The organism is Rhizobium sp. AQ_MP (genome assembly GCF_014237835.1).
Classification (GTDB): Bacteria; Pseudomonadota; Alphaproteobacteria; order Rhizobiales; family Rhizobiaceae; genus Allorhizobium.
On sequence record NZ_JACJVI010000002.1, the window covers coordinates 164,338 to 182,325 of the forward strand.

Annotated in this window: 18 protein-coding genes; 11 read left to right on the forward strand and 7 right to left on the reverse strand. The window is 61.1% G+C overall.

What is annotated here, in order from left to right; translation table 11 throughout:
- Positions 1-74 precede the first annotated feature (74 nt).
- Positions 75-545: a chemotaxis protein CheW gene (locus H6M51_RS03880; protein ID WP_185808580.1), complete on the forward strand. Its 471-nt coding sequence runs from the start codon at positions 75-77 to the stop codon at positions 543-545.
- A gap of 129 nt (positions 546-674) precedes the next feature.
- On the opposite strand, the gene H6M51_RS03885 is transcribed toward H6M51_RS03880, so the two are convergent.
- Positions 675-1,400: a ParA family protein gene (locus H6M51_RS03885; RefSeq protein WP_185808581.1), complete on the reverse strand. Its 726-nt coding sequence runs from the start codon at positions 1,398-1,400 to the stop codon at positions 675-677.
- Positions 1,401-1,757: 357 nt separating this feature from the next.
- Here H6M51_RS03885 and ytfQ point away from each other — a divergent pair, with 357 nt between their 5' ends.
- From ytfQ to H6M51_RS03910, 5 genes are all read left to right on the forward strand, one after another.
- Positions 1,758-2,720, forward strand: coding sequence for a galactofuranose ABC transporter, galactofuranose-binding protein YtfQ (ytfQ, locus tag H6M51_RS03890; RefSeq protein ID WP_185808582.1), 963 nt, complete (start codon positions 1,758-1,760; stop codon positions 2,718-2,720).
- A 105-nt stretch (positions 2,721-2,825) separates the two neighbouring features.
- On the forward strand, positions 2,826-4,349 hold the full coding sequence (locus H6M51_RS03895) for a sugar ABC transporter ATP-binding protein (protein ID WP_185808583.1): 1,524 nt from the start codon (positions 2,826-2,828) through the stop codon (positions 4,347-4,349).
- Complete coding sequence (locus H6M51_RS03900) at positions 4,346-5,389, forward strand: ABC transporter permease (protein ID WP_185808584.1); 1,044 nt, start codon at positions 4,346-4,348, stop codon at positions 5,387-5,389. The genes H6M51_RS03895 and H6M51_RS03900 overlap by 4 nt, the downstream gene beginning before the upstream one ends.
- The gene (gene yjfF, locus H6M51_RS03905; RefSeq protein WP_185808585.1) at positions 5,386-6,366 is read left to right on the forward strand and encodes a galactofuranose ABC transporter, permease protein YjfF; all 981 of its coding nucleotides are present in this window, start codon (positions 5,386-5,388) and stop codon (positions 6,364-6,366) included. Before H6M51_RS03900 ends, yjfF begins: the two co-directional genes overlap by 4 nt.
- A complete protein-coding gene (locus H6M51_RS03910) occupies positions 6,363-7,100 on the forward strand; it encodes a FadR/GntR family transcriptional regulator (protein ID WP_185808586.1) in 738 nt (245 codons plus the stop codon). The genes yjfF and H6M51_RS03910 overlap by 4 nt, the downstream gene beginning before the upstream one ends.
- Before the next feature lie 16 nt (positions 7,101-7,116).
- Here H6M51_RS03910 and H6M51_RS03915 read toward each other — a convergent pair whose 3' ends face one another.
- From H6M51_RS03915 to H6M51_RS03935, 5 genes are read right to left on the reverse strand one after another with little or no spacing between them, the layout of a single operon-like run.
- The gene (locus H6M51_RS03915; protein ID WP_185808587.1) at positions 7,117-7,602 is read right to left on the reverse strand and encodes a GNAT family N-acetyltransferase; all 486 of its coding nucleotides are present in this window, start codon (positions 7,600-7,602) and stop codon (positions 7,117-7,119) included.
- A 1-nt stretch (position 7,603) separates the two neighbouring features.
- Positions 7,604-8,536, reverse strand: a complete 933-nt coding sequence (locus H6M51_RS03920) for an ROK family protein (RefSeq protein ID WP_185808588.1) — start codon at positions 8,534-8,536, stop codon at positions 7,604-7,606.
- Positions 8,533-9,717, reverse strand: a complete 1,185-nt coding sequence (gene nagA, locus H6M51_RS03925) for an N-acetylglucosamine-6-phosphate deacetylase (protein WP_185808589.1) — start codon at positions 9,715-9,717, stop codon at positions 8,533-8,535. Before nagA ends, H6M51_RS03920 begins: the two co-directional genes overlap by 4 nt.
- Positions 9,714-10,736, reverse strand: a complete 1,023-nt coding sequence (locus H6M51_RS03930) for an SIS domain-containing protein (protein WP_185808590.1) — start codon at positions 10,734-10,736, stop codon at positions 9,714-9,716. The genes nagA and H6M51_RS03930 overlap by 4 nt, the downstream gene beginning before the upstream one ends.
- An 11-nt stretch (positions 10,737-10,747) precedes the next feature.
- Positions 10,748-11,515, reverse strand: a complete 768-nt coding sequence (locus H6M51_RS03935; RefSeq protein WP_185808591.1) for a GntR family transcriptional regulator — start codon at positions 11,513-11,515, stop codon at positions 10,748-10,750.
- Between the two features lie 482 nt (positions 11,516-11,997).
- Between H6M51_RS03935 and H6M51_RS03940 the strand changes: the two genes are divergently transcribed.
- The 5 genes from H6M51_RS03940 (at position 11,998) to H6M51_RS03960 (ending at position 17,450) form a co-directional block, all read left to right on the forward strand.
- Positions 11,998-13,182 (forward strand): Gfo/Idh/MocA family protein, encoded by a 1,185-nt coding sequence (locus tag H6M51_RS03940; protein WP_185808592.1) that lies wholly within the window; start codon positions 11,998-12,000, stop codon positions 13,180-13,182.
- Positions 13,183-13,195: 13 nt separating this feature from the next.
- Positions 13,196-14,080: a carbohydrate ABC transporter permease gene (locus H6M51_RS03945; RefSeq protein WP_185808593.1), complete on the forward strand. Its 885-nt coding sequence runs from the start codon at positions 13,196-13,198 to the stop codon at positions 14,078-14,080.
- Complete coding sequence (locus H6M51_RS03950; protein WP_185808594.1) at positions 14,077-14,937, forward strand: carbohydrate ABC transporter permease; 861 nt, start codon at positions 14,077-14,079, stop codon at positions 14,935-14,937. Before H6M51_RS03945 ends, H6M51_RS03950 begins: the two co-directional genes overlap by 4 nt.
- A 64-nt stretch (positions 14,938-15,001) precedes the next feature.
- The gene (locus H6M51_RS03955; RefSeq protein ID WP_185808595.1) at positions 15,002-16,222 is read left to right on the forward strand and encodes an ABC transporter substrate-binding protein; all 1,221 of its coding nucleotides are present in this window, start codon (positions 15,002-15,004) and stop codon (positions 16,220-16,222) included.
- A gap of 97 nt (positions 16,223-16,319) precedes the next feature.
- Positions 16,320-17,450, forward strand: a complete 1,131-nt coding sequence (locus tag H6M51_RS03960) for a sn-glycerol-3-phosphate ABC transporter ATP-binding protein UgpC (protein WP_185808596.1) — start codon at positions 16,320-16,322, stop codon at positions 17,448-17,450.
- A gap of 84 nt (positions 17,451-17,534) precedes the next feature.
- On the opposite strand, the gene H6M51_RS03965 is transcribed toward H6M51_RS03960, so the two are convergent.
- Positions 17,535-17,969 carry a GFA family protein gene (locus tag H6M51_RS03965; protein WP_246780391.1) on the reverse strand — a complete coding sequence of 145 codons (435 nt, stop codon included), beginning with the start codon at positions 17,967-17,969 and terminating at the stop codon, positions 17,535-17,537.
- Positions 17,970-17,988: the final 19 nt, after the last annotated feature.

A 17,988-nucleotide genomic window follows, 5' to 3' on the forward strand; every position in this document is an offset into this window, starting at 1 on the left:
CGCCGGCAAGGCCGGTGAAACCACATCGTGACAAAGTGCCGGCCGACACAGGCCTGCAGCAGGAGGAATCGCAGATGAATACGACGTCGAATGCCGCCGATGCCCTCGAAATCATCGCTTTTCGGCTTCACCACCAGGAATTCTGTGTCAAAACGACCTCGATCCGCGAAATCCGTGGCTGGGCGCCGGTCACTCCAATCCCGCATTCTCCCTATGAGGTTCTCGGTGTGATGAACCTGCGCGGCACCGTCATTCCGATTGTTGACCTCGCCGTCAAGCTCGGCATGCCGGCTGCCCAGGCAACCGAACGGAGCGCCGTGGTTGTGACCGAAGTCAACGGCATGACTGTCGGTCTGCTTGTCGATGGCGTGTCTGACATTCTGACGGTTTCCGGGAGCACCCTGCAGCCTCTTCCTGCCGCAACCGGCCCGAGTGCTGCCTTTTCCGACGGGATCATTGCGCATGACAAGAGCATGATCTGCTTCCTCAGCCTGGAGCGCATGTTCGGCGAAGATGATCCCTCCGCCTGGGGCATGGCGGCCTGAGCACCGATAGCCGGGGTATCACCCCGGATTGTCGATCGCTCCGATCACGAAGAACAAAACAATCAAGGCGGCGGGTATCGAGCCCGCCGCCTTGATTGTTTTATGTGTCGGTAATCGACCCGGGAACCGTCAAGCTGCCGTATCAAATGCCGGCATGCGCCGCGTCGAGGCGTATGCCGGCGCCTGGGCAGCACCGGTACCAATGAGCGACAATACTTCGCTGGCGAAGGCCTCAGCGTTGGCGATAGCCTTTTCGCCTCCCCCGCTTTGCGGGCCTTCGAGCTTGCGAAGCGGGCGATGCATATCGAACATTTCACGGAATGCGCCGCGTTCGGCGATCGGCGTGTCGAGCACATGGATTTCCTGCTCGCACAGCAGTCGCTTGACCGCCTGCATCGAGCGCGTGGTGATCGCGGGGTTGACCCGGGAGAGCACGACGGAATGAGGGATGCGGATTCCTGCCTTGCGGTCGAGATATCGAAGAAGATCAAGGACCTGGGCGCCACCCTGGGCGTCCATGCTCGACCCCTGGATCGGGACGATGACGTGGTCGGACAGGCCTACCGCCGAAGCGAGCAGAGGCGACTGGATTCCGGGAAGGTCAATGATCACAAAATCCCACTGGCTGCGGCGCTCGTGGACGATTTTCTGAATGGTCGGTGCCGAGACGTAGGTGTCGACGGTCAGTCGTGGCATCAATGCAGCGCCTTCGTACCACCTCGAGAACCAGCGCTGCGGGTCGGCATCGATCACGCAGACACGATAGTTGCGATGAAGGAGTTCGGTGGTCAACAAGAGAGCCGCAGTCGTCTTGCCTGCGCCACCCTTCGTATTTGCGAAGGTGATCACTGCCATTGGGTATTCCTGTCTCGGGTCAATGAGCCGGAATCGCTCTGCGGAGGCACAGGCATCGTGCAAATGGAAATATAAACAAAATTGGTTAATAGAAAATTACGAGATTTAGGGATGGGGCCGAGATCCCCGGATTTCCGGGGTTTCTGCCAGTCTGTTCTGGCTTATACTCGGCGGTTGGAGACTGTGCCTGTTAACCTTTGACTTTCTCATGTAACGCGGGTGCATCAAGCAGATGCAGCAAATCTATGTTGCGATGCACAACATATAATAGTACTTTTTGACTTTACAGGTTCAAATCCTTTGCCTATGCATAATGCCAGACACCGTGGAGGCGGTGTCTTTTCAAGGGAGGACATCATGACATTTCTTCGCAAGCTTGCGCTCAGCGCAAGCGTGATCGCACTCGGCTGCTCTTCGGCTTTGGCTGCAGATCTCACCGTCGGCTTCTCGCAGATCGGCTCTGAATCCGGTTGGCGCGCCGCTGAAACATCCGTCACCAAGCTCGAAGCCGAAAAGCGCGGCATCGACCTGAAGTTTGCCGATGCGCAGCAGAAGCAGGAAAACCAGATCAAGGCCATCCGAGGCTTCATCGCCCAGGGCGTCGACGCCATCCTCGTTGCTCCGGTCGTCGCAACCGGCTGGGAAGACGTTCTGACCGAAGCCAAGGAAGCCGAAATCCCGGTCATCCTGCTCGACCGCGGCGTTGACGCTCCGCAGGATCTCTACCTGACCTCGGTTGCGTCCGACCAGGTGAAGGAAGGCCGCGTTGCCGGCGAATGGCTGGTCAACACCGTCGGCGACAAGCCGTGCAAGGTCGTTGAACTGCAGGGTACCGTCGGCTCGACGCCGGCTATCAACCGCAAGAAGGGTTTTGAAGAAGCCATTGCCGGCAAGGCGAACATCACCATTGCCCGCAGCCAGACCGGCGACTTCACCCGCGCCAAGGGCAAGGAAGTCATGGAAGGCTTCCTGAAGGCCGAAAACGGCGGCAAGGACATCTGCGCGATGTATGCCCACAATGACGACATGGCCGTCGGCGCCATCCAGGCGATCAAGGATGCGGGCCTGAAGCCCGGTACCGACATCCTCGTCGTGTCGATCGACGCAGTCCCGGATATCTTCGCCGCCATGGTTGCCGGCGAAGCCAATGCGACCGTGGAACTGACCCCGAACATGGCAGGCCCTGCCTTCGATGCGCTCGAAGCCTATCTGAAGGACGGCACGCAGCCGGAGAAGTTCATCATCACGGAATCCAAGCTCTACACGCCTGCGGACAATCCGCAGGGCGAGTATGACAATCGCAAGGGCCTCGGTTACTAAGGTAACCCTCCCGGCCGAGACCCCGCCCCACTCTGGTGGCGGGGTCTCTGTCGCTTTCTCCCGGGGTCAATCGGGGATAGCTTCGTGGGAGAGGGGGAAAGGCACATGACCGAGCATTCATCGATCGTGCTTGCGGCGGCGGGCATCACCAAGACATTCGGCAATCATACGGCGCTCGACGGCGTCGATATCGCGTTTCATCGCGGGGAGGTGCATGCGCTTCTCGGCGAAAACGGTGCCGGAAAATCGACGCTGATCAAGATCCTGACAGGTGCCTATATTCCCGATGGTGGGACGATCACCGTCGACGCTGAGGTGGTGAACTTCACCACGCCGCAGCAGGCCCAGACGCTCGGCATCGGTACGGTTTATCAGGAGGTCAACCTCCTGCCGAACATGACCGTCATCGACAATCTCTTCATCGGACGCCAGCCGACCAACCGCTTTGGCCTTGTCGACAAGCGGCGGATGGAGCGGGAAGCCCGCGAAATCCTTTCGACCTATGGCCTGGACATCGACGTGAAGGCCGAGCTTTCCACCTTTTCCGTCGCCGTCCAGCAGATCATAGCGATCGCCCGTGCCGTGGAACTTTCCGGCAAGGTGCTGATTCTCGACGAGCCGACGGCCAGTCTCGATCGCTCCGAAGTCGAGAAACTGTTCGGCATCGTCCGGCAGCTGCGCGATCGTGGCCTCGCCATCGTCTTCATCACCCATTTTCTCGATCAGGTCTTCGAACTGTCGGACCGCGTCACGGTGCTGCGCAACGGACGCCTTGTCGGCACGCAGGCGATTGCCACGCTCGATCGCACGAGCCTGGTTCGGATGATGCTTGGCAAGGACCTCGCCTTTCATCACCACGATGTGCTTGGAGAAGAGGGCGAGGTGGGCGAGACACTTATGGAATTCGAAGGCTTCGGCCTGACCAACAGCGTGCAGCCCTTCGACCTCAAGATCCATCGTGGAGAAGTGGTCGGTGTCGCAGGACTGCTCGGCTCCGGCCGCACGGAGATGGCGCGGCTGATGTTCGGCATCGATCAGGCCGATAGCGGCGCCGTGAAGATCGATGGCGCCGCCCGCCAGGTACGCAATCCCCGCGAGGCGGTCGAACTGGGATTCGGTTTCTGTCCGGAAGACCGCAAGATCGATGGTATCTTCGGTGATCTCTCGGTCCGCGAGAACATCGTGATCGCGATGCAGGCGCGGCTCGGCTGGTTCAAGGCCCTGAACCGGGATGAACAGCTTGAGATCGCCGGCAATTTCATCGAGGCGCTCGACATCCGCACGGCCTCTGCCGAGCTCCCCGTCAAGCTTCTGTCCGGCGGCAACCAACAGAAGGTGATCCTCGCCCGTTGGCTCGCCACCGATCCGCGTTTCCTCATCCTCGACGAGCCGACGCGTGGTATCGATGTCGGCGCCCATGCCGAAATCGTGCGGATGATCAGCCGCTTGCGCGAAGACGGTCTGGCACTTGTCGTCATCTCGTCCGAGCTCGACGAAATCGTCAGCTATTCCTCGCGTGTCGTTGTCATGCGCGACCGGAAGATGGTCGCCGAACTGCATGGCGCCGACATCACTCCCGGCGTCATCGTCCAGACCATTGCCGCCCAGCCGGCGGAGGTCGACGCATGAAAAGGCTTGCCATGTCTCGTATTATCTCCCCGCAGCTTCTGGCGCTTGCCGGCGTGCTGTTCTTCAACTGGCTGGTCTTTCCCGGCTTCTTCAACATTACCTGGCAGGATGGCCGGCTTTTCGGCAGCCTGATCGATGTCATCAACCGCGGCGCGCCGGTTGCAATCCTCGCAATCGGCATGACGGCGATCATCGCGACCAAGGGCGTTGACCTCTCCGTCGGTGCCGTGATGGCCGTGGCAGGGGCGGTTGCGGCGACCTGCGCGGTGGCCGGGCAGCCGCTGATCGTCACCCTGGTTGCGGCCCTTTCCGTCGGTATCCTCTGCGGCATCTGGAACGGTATTCTTGTTGCCTATCTCGGCATCCAGCCCTTTGTTGCGACGCTGGTGCTGATGGTGGCCGGGCGAGGGGTGGCGCAGCTGATTACCGAAGGCTCGATCGTCACTTTCTCCGATCAGGCGCTGATTTTCGTCGGGACGGGCTCGCTCTTCGGCCTGCCGATGCCGGCCGTGATCGCGATTGTCCTTATGATTGCGGCGCATTTCGTCATGCGACGTACGGCGATCGGCCTCTTCATCGAGGCGATCGGGACCAATCTCTCTGCTGCCAATTATACCGGTCTGCGCAGCAAGGTGGTGATCCTTGCAATCTATGCCTTTGGCGGCTTCTGCGCGGCCACAGCGGGCGTCATCGCCGCTGCCGACATTCGCGGGGCCGACGCCAACAACGCGGGTCTCTGGCTCGAACTCGATGCGATCCTTGCCGTTGTCATCGGCGGGACCTCGCTGCTCGGCGGACGTTTTTCGATCCCCATGTCGGTGCTCGGCGCGATCATCATCCAGGCGATGAACACGGGCGTTCTGGTCTCGGGCTTTCCGCCGGAATTCAACCTGATCGTCAAGGCCGGCATGATCATCATCATCCTCGTCCTGCAGTCGGCCCTGATCGCCCAGGTGCTCGGCCGTAAGTTCGGACCACGCCAGATGCCGGCTGCGACACCGCCCCAGACCAAGACCCAAACTTCGGGACAGGCACGATGAATCCGCGTTACCGCCCTCTTGCCGCGACCACTCTGATTTTCGTGATCGCCTATGCCATCTGCATCTTCCAATATCCGGGCATGTGGTCAACGCGCGTCTTCGGCAATTTTCTGACTGACAATGCCTTTCTCGGCATCGCTGCTGTCGGCGCAACGTTCGTGATCATTTCCGGCGGTATCGATCTCTCCGTCGGGGCCGTAATCGGATTGACGGGGGTGCTCACCGCCATCCTGATCTCCTGGGTCGGAATGCATCCGCTCGCCGTCTTCGCGATCGTATTGGTGTTCGCCGGCGCCTTCGGGGCTTCCATGGGAGCGGTCATCCATTTCCTGCAGGTGCCACCCTTTATCGTAACACTTGCCGGCATGTTTCTCGCGCGCGGCATGGCATCGGTCCTGAGCCAGGATTCAATTCCGATTGATCACGAGTTCTACCGGACGATCTCCAGCCTCTATTACCGGCTGCCGGGTGGAGGGCGCCTCAGCGCCATTGGTCTGCTGATGCTCGCCACCTTCCTCGTCTGCGGTTTCATCGCCCACAAGACCCGTTTCGGTTCCTATGTCTATGCGATCGGCGGTAATCCGACGTCGGCTTCGCTGATGGGCGTTCCCACGGGACGGGTAACGGTCGGCATTTATGCGCTCTCGTCCTTCCTCGGCGGGCTCGCGGGCATCGTCTATTCGCTCTACACCTCGGCCGGTTACCCGTTGGCGGCCGTCGGCATCGAGCTTGACTCGATTGCGGCCGTGGTGATAGGCGGGACCCTATTGACGGGCGGTTACGGTTTCATCTTCGGAACCCTGATCGGGGTCATGCTGCAGGGCCTCGTCCAGACCTACATCGTCTTTGATGGAACGCTCTCCAGCTGGTGGACCAAAATCGCCATCGGGTTCCTGCTGTTCATGTTCATCTTGCTTCAAAAGCTGGTGTTTACCGCGCAGACCGGGCGTACACGCCTGAAGAAGGCCCCTGCATGAGTGAGCCGGGGAGCCTTCTTCGCTCCCTGTCAGGGCGGTCGACGGCGCGCAACTATCATTCGCATGTGATCAACGAGATCGGGGCCGGAGTTATCTCCGGCCGTTATGCGATTGGGACGACGCTGCCGAACGATGCCGAGCTCATGGAAGAATTCGAGGTCTCCCGCACCGTGTTGCGTGAAGCCTTGAAGACTTTGGAGGCAAAGGGCTTGCTGGAGGCGCGACCCAAGGTTGGCACCAAGGTCGCCAAGAAAAGCCGATGGAATCTCTACGATCCGCAGGTGCTCGCCTGGCATCTGGATGCGCCTCTTGATGCTGAATTCCTTTCAGGGCTGCACGAGGTGCGTCGTTCGCTCGAACCACAGGCGGCTGCGGAAGTGGCGAAGCGGAGAACAGCCGACCAGATCCGCCTGATGCTCTACTGGGTGCACCAGATGGAGACGTCACTTGGCTCGCAGCAGAATTTTGCGCTTGCTGATTTCGAGTTGCACCGCATCATTGCCGACGCAGCACACAACCCCTTTGTCCGCGCTCTTTATGGAGTGATCGAGCTCGCCCATGCGCTGGCCTACAAGAAGCTGCTGGACAAGCCTGATCCCTGCATCATGGATACCGTGTTGGAAAAGCATCGATTGCTGGTGAATCGGATCGAATACGGTGACGAGGCCGGCGCGCGGGAGGCGATGCTGGATACGATCGAGCATGATCGACTGATCGCGCTGCGTGAGGGCTAGGGTTTCATCGCTAGGGTCAGGGCCGTTGAAGCGGCAGCATGCCGGAGTAGATGCCCGGCGACGAGTCCGGAATGGCGATCGCGCCCACGCTCTTTTCGTAAAACCCCATGGGGCCTGCGCCGCCGATAATACCGTAGGCGTAGCCCTGGTCGCGCATGTCAATGAGCGTGCGGATGAGCAGGGCATGGCCGATGCCACGGCCGCGAGCTTCTTCGTCCACGCCGGTCGGGCCAAAAAAGCCCTTCATCGTGGCATCATGGCAGGCAAAGCCGAGAAGCTTCTCTCCCTCATGGGCGATCCAGCAGGTCACGGGCTGGCGCATGATTCCTGCGGTCGCTTCGGCCACCCAACCTTTGCCGAAACGGGGCTCGATCCAGGCCGCGATCGCGGAGAGTTCGGGCACCAGAGCGCGCCGGATTGTGACGCCCTGCGCCTCCATACGCCCAATGATCTCGGCATCCTCCGGAAGCTCGTAAAGCTTCACCAGCATGTCTGCGGCCATCTCAGTCTCCCTTGTGCTGCCTTGCAAAGTCGAGGCCGAGAATCGCCGCGCCCACGAGGCCGGGCTCGACGCGGCAGGCGGCCGGCACGACGATCGGCTGCCTGAACTTGCGTAGGATCCGTGTCCGCAAGGCTTGATCGATCCGCGTCAACAGTTCCTGAACGTTGGAGAGGCCGCCGCCCACCGGCATGATGGTCGTACCGGTGACGTTGACCACCATCGACAGGGCATCGGTGAGGATGTCGACATAGACGTCGATGGTGCGTTCGGCCTTGGCATCGCCCTTAAGCCAGTCAGCGATGATTTCCTCGCTGGTCAGCTGTTCGGCGTGAATGTGCTTGTGCAGCTTTTCCAGGCCCCGCGCGCTGCAGATCGCGTCGATACAGCCGATCTGGCCGCAGCCACACTGGAAGCGTGGCACGTGCATCGGAGGTGTGCCGGCCTCGGTCGGCTGGATCGGCCCGTGGCCCCATTCGCCGGCAAAGCCGCTTTCGTTGATCAGCTTGCCATCGATGACGAGGCCACCGCCGACGCCGGTGCCGAGGATGACGCCGAAGACGACCCGATGGCCCCGGGCCGCACCGATGCCAGCCTCGGCCAGCACGAAACAGTCGGCGTCGTTGGCGACGATGACTGGCAGGCCGAGGGCGGCCTCCAAATCGGCCATCAGCGGCCGCCCGTGGATGCAGGGTATGTTGGCGACGACGGCATTCGCCGTGTCGGGATCGATGACGCCGGCAATCGAGATCGCGATGCAGGCAGCGCGCTCACCGGCGATGGCTTCGGCTTCTGCAATCACGGAGGCGAGCGTTGCGACGAAGGCGTTAAAGTCGTGGATCGGGGTCGACTGGCGCGGGAAGGGACGGATGTCCTCCGGGCTCGTGGCGAGGGCGCCCTTGATGGCGGTGCCGCCGATGTCGAAGCAGACGATCATGCGATGGCCCGGCTCGGTTCGGCGCCCTCGGTGAAGACGCAAGTGCCTGCAATCCAGGTCGAGTGGATGTCGAGATCCGGGCCGAGCACGACGAAGTCGGCATCCTGGCCGGTGACGAGGCTTCCCTTGGTCGGAGCACCGATGGCTTCAGCCGGGTAGAGCGATGCCATGCGCAGCGCTTCTTCCAGCGGCTGTCCCAGCGTCTCGTGCACGTAGCGAACACAGGAGAGCATGTCGATATCGGCGCCAGCCAGCGTTCCGTCGGAAAGGGTCAGGCGGCCATCACGACGGTAGACGGCGCGGCCGTTGAGGTCAAAGCCCGTCTGGTCCGTGCCGATGGTCGACATGGCATCGGTGACGAGAAAGATGTGGGCCGGCCCCGTCTTTGCCGCGAGCGCGATCTTTATGGTCACCGGATCGACATGGAAGCCGTCGGCGATCAGGCCGCAATGCAGAGCGGGCGAGGTGAGGGCGGCGCCGACGAGGCCGGGTTCACGGTTGCCGAGCGGGCTCATGGCATTGAAGAGGTGGGTGACGAGTGTGGCCCCTGCCGCGACATAGGGTTCCACGCCGGCGCAGTTCGTATCCGTGTGACCGAGGCTGACGCGGTAGCCGGCCTCCACCAGGCGCCTGACCTGATCCGGTGTGACGCTTTCCGGCGCCACCGTGATCATCGGAATGCCAAAACGCGATGCCTGTTCGACGAGATAGTCGAGATCGGCTTGCGTCATCGGGCGGATCAATGCCGGATCATGGGTCCCCTTGCGGGCGATCGAGAGGTGTGGTCCCTCGAGATGCAGGCCGAGATAGCCCGGTTCGCCAGCCCTGGCTGCGGCCTCGCCAGCGGCAATTGCCTCGCGCTTGATCTCGGGCGCATCGGTGATCAGCGTGACCATGAGCGCTGTCGTGCCGTAACGCGCATGGGCCTTGCAGATCGTGCGGATGCCGGTCACAGTCGGGTCGTTGTTGAACAGCACGCCGCCGCCGCCATTCACCTGCAGGTCGATGAAGCCGGGCGCAATCAGTGCATAACCCATATCCTGCCTGGAAATGCCGGCGGGCAAGTCGGCTCTGGCGAGAACAGCCTTCACCCGGCCGTTGTCGACCAGGAGCGCCGCGTCCTCGTGGAACTTGTGCCCATCGAAGATGCGGCTTGCTGTGATGGCGAAGGCTTGGCTCATTGGGTCTCGGTAACTTTCTTCAGTGCGACCGGCTTGTCGGGATTGAAGCCGCGGGCACGGGAGAGGGATTCGATAAAGCCATAATAGGGAACGATCAGGGCCAGCGCATCCGTGATCGGATGTCCTGTTGCGATGAAAGGCAGCTTGTGGCCGGCCGTTGCCTGATCCGAGGTGATGAAGCAAGTGGCGTTGCTGGCCGCGAGCTTCGAGACGGTGCCGGCGATCGAGGCTTCGGCCTTGTCTCTGGCCGCAAAGGCGACGACGGGGAAATTGCGGCCGACGATCGAGACAGGGCCATGCAGGACTTCGGCGGAGGAATAGGCCTCCGCGTGCAGTTCGCAGGTCTCCTTGCACTTGAGCGCGGCTTCGGCCGCGATGGCGAGTGCTGGGCCACGACCCAGCATGTAGAGGGAGTCCGCCGATCTCAGCGGCTCAAGCAGTGCGCTCCAGTCGAGAGCGAGTGCCTTTTCGAAGTGCTCGGGAAGGGTATCCACGGCGCGGGTGAGTGCCTCATCGCGGCTCCAGCTTGCGAGGATGGCGAGGCCTGCGACAATCGAATTGACGAAGGACTTTGTGGCTGCGACGGCGATCTCGGGACCAGCCTTGATGTCGACGGCGAAGGTCGCGGCGTCGGCGAGCGGCGAGGGCAGGGTGTTGACGAGGCTCACCGTGGTCGCGCCGCCATCGCTGGCACCTCTGGCCATGGCGACGATGTCAGGGCTTGCGCCGGACTGGGAGACGGCAAAGGCAGCGGCCTTGCCGAGTTTCATCGGGGTCTCGTAGATCGAGGCGAGCGAGGGGCCGAGCGAGGCGACCGGCAGGCCCAACTGCAGCTCGATGGCATATTTCAGAAAGTGTGCCGCATGGTCGGATGAGCCACGGGCGATCGTGACCACGACGCCTGGATCCTTGCCACGCAAGGCATTTGCCGCCTCGGCGATGACGGTTCTGGACGTGTCCAGCAATCGGGCGGCGGCTGCGGGGATCTCGTCGATCTCCTCACGCATCTTGGTGGTCATCGATCAAACTTTCAGTCTTGAGGCTTCATGGGCGAGCCGATGCCGAGTTCGGCGACCAGGTCATAGGCGTCGCTGCGATAAAGCGCGCGCGACATTTCCATCACGCGGCCGGTTTCGAGATAGGCGATACGTTGAACGGAGAGGGCCGCCGAGCCGGGCGGAACGCCGAGCAACTTGGTCTCCTCATCCTTCAAAAGCACGGCCGAGATGCGCTGGTTGGCGCGCACCGGGCGGATGCCGGCCTCCAGCAGGCAGAGATAGAGGGAGTCCTCGATCTTATCCGGATCCGGCAGCAGGTCGTCCGGCAGGCTGGTGCGTTCCAGCGCAATCGGCATGTCGTTGGCGGTCCTGAGGCGATCGATGCGGGCGACACGTGCACCGCTGACGAGGCCCAGCATCATGGTTTCTTCGGCCGTCGGGTAAAACAGCCCACGTCCCAACCAGCGCGAGCCGGCAACCATGCCACGCCGACGCATGTCCTCCGTGAAGGAGGTCAGCTGGCTCAGCGGCTGCTGCATGCGCGGCACAGGCTTGACGACAAAGGTGCCGGAGCCGCGTCGGCGGACCAGCAGGCCTTCTTCCACCAGTTCGTCGATCGCCTTGCGCACAGTCACGCGGCTGATGTCGGCTGCATCGGCAATGTCGCGTTCCGCCGGCAGGGCGTCCCCGTGCTTAAGGCGACCCGAGGAGACGGCGTCCTCGATCATCTTGCGGAGCTTGACGTAAAGCGGTCCGCCGCGAACCGATTGGAGCTGCTCAAGGGGTAGGGGTGTGCTCATGCGTTTCCTCTGCCCCAGTGGCGAGTGGACCGCAAGCGGAGGGCGGGTGTGCATTCCGTCTTCACTCTCAGCATGTCTCCGTCCCTTGGTGGTCTTTGCGAAAACAATACCAACCAGAAACCTATTTCGCAAATGGTTTTGAAGTTTACATGTGCATTGACGAGCAGGTGCAGAAATTTCGTCGTAAAAACAGGAATTTGTCTGTTTTATCCCTGAATTTGACAGATCTAGCTTTACGATTGGACTAGTTTTGGTATCTTAAATTAACGATTGGAGAGGAGCCCAATCCAAAGCCTGCGAGCGGCTTCCGGCGTGGAAGAGAGTTGCGCGTGTGGGTTTCGGTGATTTCACTCCCCATCCGATATCGTAGACTGCCATGAAAACCATTTTCATCATTCGGGGGATTTTTGCTTCCCGTGTTGACGATCTTGGAATTTTGCAGCAGTCTGCGAAAAATAATTACGAAAGCAGGGGAATGCATCATGAAGGTCGCCATTATCGGGCTCGGATTCCGTCTTGGGTATCTGGGTCGGGTGTTCAAGGAGATCGACCCGAGTTTCGAGATCGTCGGTTATGTCGATCCCGCGCCGGCCGGGATGGCGACGCTGGACGAGCATGGTATCTCCGCGGGCAAGGTCTATGAGACGCCTGAAGCCCTGATCGCCGGCGAGACATTCGATCTTCTGATGATCGGTTCGCCCAATCATCTGCATCTCGATCATATCCGCCTCGGTCTCGAGGCCGGTCTGACCGTCTTCACCGAAAAGCCGATCGTCACCAGCATCGAGGAAAGCTATGCACTCGCTTCGCTGCTGAATACCTATGGCCATGACCGCCTGCTGGTCGGTCTCGTGCTGCGCTACTCCCCGCTCTATCGCGATCTGCGCAAGGCGCAGGAAGAGGGTCGGCTCGGCAATGTCGTCTCGATCGAGGCGTCTGAGCATATCCAGCCCTATCACGGTGCCTTCTTTATGCGCGACTGGCGCCGCTACGGCCGTTATGCCGGCGGCTTCATGCTGGAAAAGTGCTGCCACGACCTCGACCTTTACAACGGTGTGGTCGGCGCCCGCCCGCGTTTCGTCGCAAGTTTCGGCGGCCGCAAGAGTTTCGTGCCGGAGAATGCGCCCGAGGCAGAAGGCATCAACGATCTCAACGTCTATCATCGCAAACCGAGCGGCTGGCTGGGCTCCGACAAGGTGTTCGACAGCGATGGCGATATCATCGACTACCAGACTGCGATCGTCGAATACGAGAACGGTGTGTCGATGACCTTCCATACCAATCTCAACGTGCCTGACGAGTTTCGACGCTTCTGCGTGATCGGCTCCAAGGGTATGGCGGAAGGCGACTTCGTGCGCGGCTTCATGGATGTGCATGACGCGCGCACCAATGAGAAGGTCATCGCCAATACCTACAAGGCGCCGTCAGCGCTGTCGCAGCATTACGGTGCTGACGAGCAGATGGCCGAAGACGTCATCGCCTTCGTTGAGACGGGTGCCAAACAGCCGGTCTCCGCCATCGATGCGTTGGAAGCCGGGATCCTTGCGCTCGCCATGGACGAGGCGCGACTTGCCCGCAAGGTTGTCGATCTGAAGCCGGTCTGGGAAAAGTTCGACGCCTGCCTGCATGGCGGCGCCGGTGCGACTGCCCGCGCCCGGTCTGCTTGAAGGGAGCGGTCGGATGCAAGCTCGCCGCAGCGCTATCCTGTTTGCCTGGCTGCTGATCGCGCCGGCCCTTCTCTATATCGCCGTCATCGTCGCCTATCCGCTGGTCGACACCTTCATCCTGTCCTTCACCGACGCGTCGCTCAAGAAGACGACGAACTGGGTCGGCTGGACGAACTACGAGAAGATCTTCAACGATACCTTTGCGACGGTCATCGTCAGAACCTTCATCTGGACCTTCTTCTCGGTCTCCATCAAGATGATCATCGGGACCTTCGGGGCGGCGATGCTGAATGCCGCAGTCCCTGGCCGCACGCTGTTTCGCGTTCTGACCATGCCGCCCTGGATCGTGCCGATGGCCATTGGCATCTTCATGTGGGGCTGGATGTATAACGGCCAGTTCGGCATGATCTCGGGCGTCCTGCAGCGCATGGGCGTGGTCGATGGGCCCGTCGCCTTCCTCGCCTATGGGTCGACCGCCTTCTGGGCAACGATCTTTACCGATGTGTGGATCGGCGTTCCAATGGTGACGCTCTACATGCTGGCTGCCATGCAGGCGATTCCGCAGGATCTTTATGAGGCCGCCTGGACGGATGGCGCCGGTCGCTTCTACCGCTTCCGCCGCATCACCCTGCCGCTGATCCTGCCCGCCATGATCACCATGTCGATGCTGTCTCTGATCGCGACCTTCAACTCCTTCGACATCATCTGGATCCTGACGCGCGGCGGCCCGAGCGGCGAGACCACGACGATGATCATCGACACCTATCACACCGCGATCGGCTCGAAGAAATACGGCGAGGGCGCTGCCCGTGCGGTGCTCATCTGCATCTTCCTCTCGATCTTCTGTGTTGCCTATTTCCGCGTGACCAGCCGTCTCTCGCAGGAGCCTGCCCGATGAGCTACGACAAGACAGCCATGATCAACCGTTATCGCTGGTACGAGCTGGTTGGCATCTATGCCGGGATCGCGGTGTTCCTCACCTTCGTTCTCGCGCCCTTTGTCGAAGGCTTCCTGGTGTCGCTGAAGCCGCTCAGCCAGCTCTTCTCCTCGCCCTATCGCTTCTGGCCGGAAAACGGCTCGTTCGATGCCTACATCACCATGTGGGACAGCGTTCCGGGCTTTGCGCGCTACATCTTCAACTCCTTCCTGATCTCGACCATCGCGACCCTGGTCGTCCTGCTGCTCGTGGTGCCGGCATCCTATGCTTTTGCGCGCTTCGAGTTTCGCGGTCGGGGACAGCTGCTCGGTGCCTTTCTCGCGGTCAATATGTTCTCGGGCGCCGTACTGCTCATCCCGCTCTTCCGCCTCATGCGCTCGATGGGCGTGCTCAATACCTATTTTGCAATGATCGTACCGGGCGTTGCCTTCCTCATTCCCTCGGCGATCTGGCTGTTGCGCACCTACATGATGCGCATCCCTCGCGAGCTGGAAGAGGCGGCCTATGTCGATGGTGCCGGCTACTTCTATACCTTCCGCCGGGTCATCCTGCCGCTCGCTACGCCCGGCATCGCCGTGGTCGCCATCACGACCTTCATCGGCGCTTATGCCCAGCAGTTCATCTTCGCCCTCACCTTCAATTCCAAGACCGAATACATGCCGCTGCCGATCGGGCTGTTTGCCTATTTCGGTCGCCAGGAGGTCATCTGGAACGAGCTGATGGCGGCAAGCTTCGTCGGCATTACTCCGGCGATGATCGTGATCTTCTTCCTGCAGCGCTACCTCGTCAGCGGACTGACCGCCGGCGCGGTCAAGTAAGGGCTGCCAACCAAAATTCGGGCCAACCGGACGCTTTCAACCTGTCAACAAAGGGGAACTACCGATGACAAGAAAACTGACCATGCTCGCAGGCTCATTCGCCCTGCTCGCAAGCTCGGCGCTCACCACGCTGGCTGCTGACCAGGAGATCAGCTGGATCTATTGCGGCGACAAGATCGATCCGATCCACGAAAAGTACATCGCCGAATGGGAAGGCAAGAATGCCGGCTGGAAGGTGAAGCCCGAAGTCGTCGGCTGGGAACAGTGCCAGGACAAGGCCACCACGCTTGCCGTTGCCGGCACGCCCGTCGCCATGGCATATGTCGGCTCGCGCACGCTGAAGGAATTCGCCCAGAACGACCTCATCGTTGCGGTTCCGATGACGGACGAGGAAAAGGCTTCCTACTATCCGAACATCGTCGATACCGTGACCTTCGAGGACACGCAGTGGGGCGTTCCGATCGCGTTTTCGACGAAGGCGCTCTACTGGAACAAGGACCTGTTCAAGGCTGCTGGCCTCGACCCGGAGACACCGCCGAAGACCTGGGAAGAAGAGATCGCCTTTGCCAAGCAGATCAAGGAAAAGACCGGTACCGCCGGTTACGGTCTGCCTGCCAAGACCTTCGACAACACCATGCACCAGTTCATGCACTGGGTTTACACCAACAACGGCAAGGTCATCGACGGCGACAAGATCGTCATCGACAGCCCGGAAGTTCTGGCCGCCCTGCAGGCCTACAAAGACATCACGCCTTACTCCGTCGAAGGTGCGACCGCCTACGAGCAGAACGAAATCCGCGCCATCTTCCTCGACGGCAAGGTCGGCATGATCCAGGCCGGTTCGGGCGCCGCCTATCGACTGAAGGACACCAAGGTCAACTGGGGTGTTGCCCCGCTGCCGAAGGGCCCGTCCGCAAAGGGTGAAGGCACGCTGCTGATCACCGACAGCCTTGCCATCTTCAAGGGTTCGGGCGTCGAGGAAAAGGCGACCGAATTCGCTAAGTACATCACGTCCACCGACATCCAGCACGAATACGAGCTGCAGGGAGGCGCTGGCCTCACGCCGCTTCGTCCGGGCGCCGTAGTCGACCAGTTCGTCGCCAACGAGCCCTTCTGGAAGCCGTTCATCGACGGCATCGCCTACGGCGGTCCGGAGCCCCTGTTCACCGACTACAAGGGCTTCCAGAACGTCATGATCGAGATGGTTCAGTCTGTCGTCACCGGCAAGGCCGAACCTGCCGACGCCCTGAAGAAGGCTGCCGGCGAACTCGAGCAGTACAAGTAATCTCGGGCAACCGAGGCTCCGCGGGCCGGTTTCGGCCCGCGGATTTCATCAAGCGGGTTTGGCCGACTGTTGAGGTCGGCAATGGAGACTGAGGGTCGTGGGTCAGCTATTTCTGAAAAAGGTGCGCAAGTCGTACGGACATTTCGAGGTCATCAAGGGTGTCGATCTCGAGGTCAAGGACGGCGAGTTCGTCGTTTTCGTCGGTCCCTCGGGCTGCGGCAAGTCCACGCTGTTGCGCATGATCGCGGGCCTCGATGACACGACCGATGGTGATATCGTCATTGACGGCGAACGGGTCAACGACAAGCCGCCCGTCGAGCGTGGCATCGCCATGGTCTTTCAGTCCTACGCGCTTTATCCGCATATGTCGGTCTTCGAGAACATCGCCTTTCCGCTGCGCGTCGAGAAACTCTCCGAAGAGCAGATCCGCGAGAAGGTGGGCGCCGTCGCCAAGATCCTGCAACTCGATCAACGCCTGCAGCAGCGTCCGGGCCAGCTTTCCGGCGGCCAGCGCCAGCGCGTCGCGATCGGCCGCGCCATCGTGCGCGAACCGAAGATCTTCCTGTTCGACGAGCCGCTGTCCAACCTCGACGCGGCATTGCGCGCCGACATGCGCATCGAGCTTACCAAGCTGCATCGCGACCTCGAAGCGACGATGATCTACGTCACTCATGACCAGATCGAGGCCATGACCATGGCCGACCGGATCGTGGTTCTGAATGCCGGCAACATCGCCCAGGTGGGCGCGCCGCTCGAGCTCTACCACAAGCCGCAGAATACCTTTGTCGCAGGCTTCATCGGCAATCCCAAGATGAACTTCGTTCCGGTCACTTGCGTCGGCGTCGATGCTATCGGCGTGACGATTTCCTATGAGGGCCAGACGGCGCTGATCCCGGTCGATGCGCGTCCGGATCTGGTTGGCCAGACACTGACGCTCGGCATTCGTCCCGAACACACGCGCCTCGGCGACGGCGATCTCAACATCATGGTCACGCCTGCCGTGATCGAGCGTCTCGGAATCAATACGATTGCCTATGCCTCACTGCCGAACGGGGAGGGTTACTGCGCGCTCCTGCCGGGCTCGGCTCCGATCCGTGTCGAACAGCCGATGGTCACCGGCATCATGGCGGCCGATTGCCACCTCTTCGACGCCAACGGTCAGGCGCTGGAACGGCGCATCGACTGGCGCACCCTCGATTTGCCTGCCTCCGTTACGGCCGTCAAATAAAGCTCCTCCCGGCCATGCCAAAGGCCAATCCCCTGGTCCGCCTTCGGGCGGACCTTTTTTCGTTTAAGGGCTTGCTGCTCGCTGTCAGTCCGGAAAGCCGTCGAATTGCGGGCGGTCGTCGAGGATCTCGTACCATGGCGCTTTCGATCCGACGAAGATGTGCATCGAGGGCTTGGTTGAGGGTGGGTCGATAAGCGTTCCCATGGGCACATGGACTTTCACGCTGCCATTCTCGGCGATCCAGGAGTAGACGAGGGAGCCGCAGGTGCGGCAGTGCATGTCATGGATGCCTTCAGGGTCTCCGTGGCGGAACATCGCGTCTGCGCCTGCGGTGATCGCAAAATCCTCGACCGAGGCACCGGCGATCGGCTTGAAGGCCGCTCCGGTGGTGCGGCGGCACTTCGAGCAGTGACAGTTGATCGCGTAGAGAAAGCGATCCGTAACCTCGTAGGTTACGGCGCCGCACATGCAGCCGCCGCGTAGTCTGGGCGGAGCTGAGACCGGTATGTTTTCCTTCATGATTGCCCTTCCGCTTCGA

Excerpts from the sequence above, each read along its gene's own strand:
- H6M51_RS03880 (WP_185808580.1), top strand. The coding sequence starts at position 75 with ATGAATACGACGTCGAATGCCGCCGATGCCCTCGAAATCATCGCTTTT.
- H6M51_RS03885 (WP_185808581.1), bottom strand. The coding sequence starts at position 1,400 with ATGGCAGTGATCACCTTCGCAAATACGAAGGGTGGCGCAGGCAAGACG.
- ytfQ (WP_185808582.1), top strand. The coding sequence starts at position 1,758 with ATGACATTTCTTCGCAAGCTTGCGCTCAGCGCAAGCGTGATCGCACTC.
- H6M51_RS03895 (WP_185808583.1), top strand. The coding sequence starts at position 2,826 with ATGACCGAGCATTCATCGATCGTGCTTGCGGCGGCGGGCATCACCAAG.
- H6M51_RS03900 (WP_185808584.1), top strand. The coding sequence starts at position 4,346 with ATGAAAAGGCTTGCCATGTCTCGTATTATCTCCCCGCAGCTTCTGGCG.
- yjfF (WP_185808585.1), top strand. The coding sequence starts at position 5,386 with ATGAATCCGCGTTACCGCCCTCTTGCCGCGACCACTCTGATTTTCGTG.
- H6M51_RS03910 (WP_185808586.1), top strand. The coding sequence starts at position 6,363 with ATGAGTGAGCCGGGGAGCCTTCTTCGCTCCCTGTCAGGGCGGTCGACG.
- H6M51_RS03915 (WP_185808587.1), bottom strand. The coding sequence starts at position 7,602 with ATGGCCGCAGACATGCTGGTGAAGCTTTACGAGCTTCCGGAGGATGCC.
- H6M51_RS03920 (WP_185808588.1), bottom strand. The coding sequence starts at position 8,536 with ATGATCGTCTGCTTCGACATCGGCGGCACCGCCATCAAGGGCGCCCTC.
- nagA (WP_185808589.1), bottom strand. The coding sequence starts at position 9,717 with ATGAGCCAAGCCTTCGCCATCACAGCAAGCCGCATCTTCGATGGGCAC.
- H6M51_RS03930 (WP_185808590.1), bottom strand. The coding sequence starts at position 10,736 with ATGACCACCAAGATGCGTGAGGAGATCGACGAGATCCCCGCAGCCGCC.
- H6M51_RS03935 (WP_185808591.1), bottom strand. The coding sequence starts at position 11,515 with ATGAGCACACCCCTACCCCTTGAGCAGCTCCAATCGGTTCGCGGCGGA.
- H6M51_RS03940 (WP_185808592.1), top strand. The coding sequence starts at position 11,998 with ATGAAGGTCGCCATTATCGGGCTCGGATTCCGTCTTGGGTATCTGGGT.
- H6M51_RS03945 (WP_185808593.1), top strand. The coding sequence starts at position 13,196 with ATGCAAGCTCGCCGCAGCGCTATCCTGTTTGCCTGGCTGCTGATCGCG.
- H6M51_RS03950 (WP_185808594.1), top strand. The coding sequence starts at position 14,077 with ATGAGCTACGACAAGACAGCCATGATCAACCGTTATCGCTGGTACGAG.
- H6M51_RS03955 (WP_185808595.1), top strand. The coding sequence starts at position 15,002 with ATGACAAGAAAACTGACCATGCTCGCAGGCTCATTCGCCCTGCTCGCA.
- H6M51_RS03965 (WP_246780391.1), bottom strand. The coding sequence starts at position 17,969 with ATGAAGGAAAACATACCGGTCTCAGCTCCGCCCAGACTACGCGGCGGC.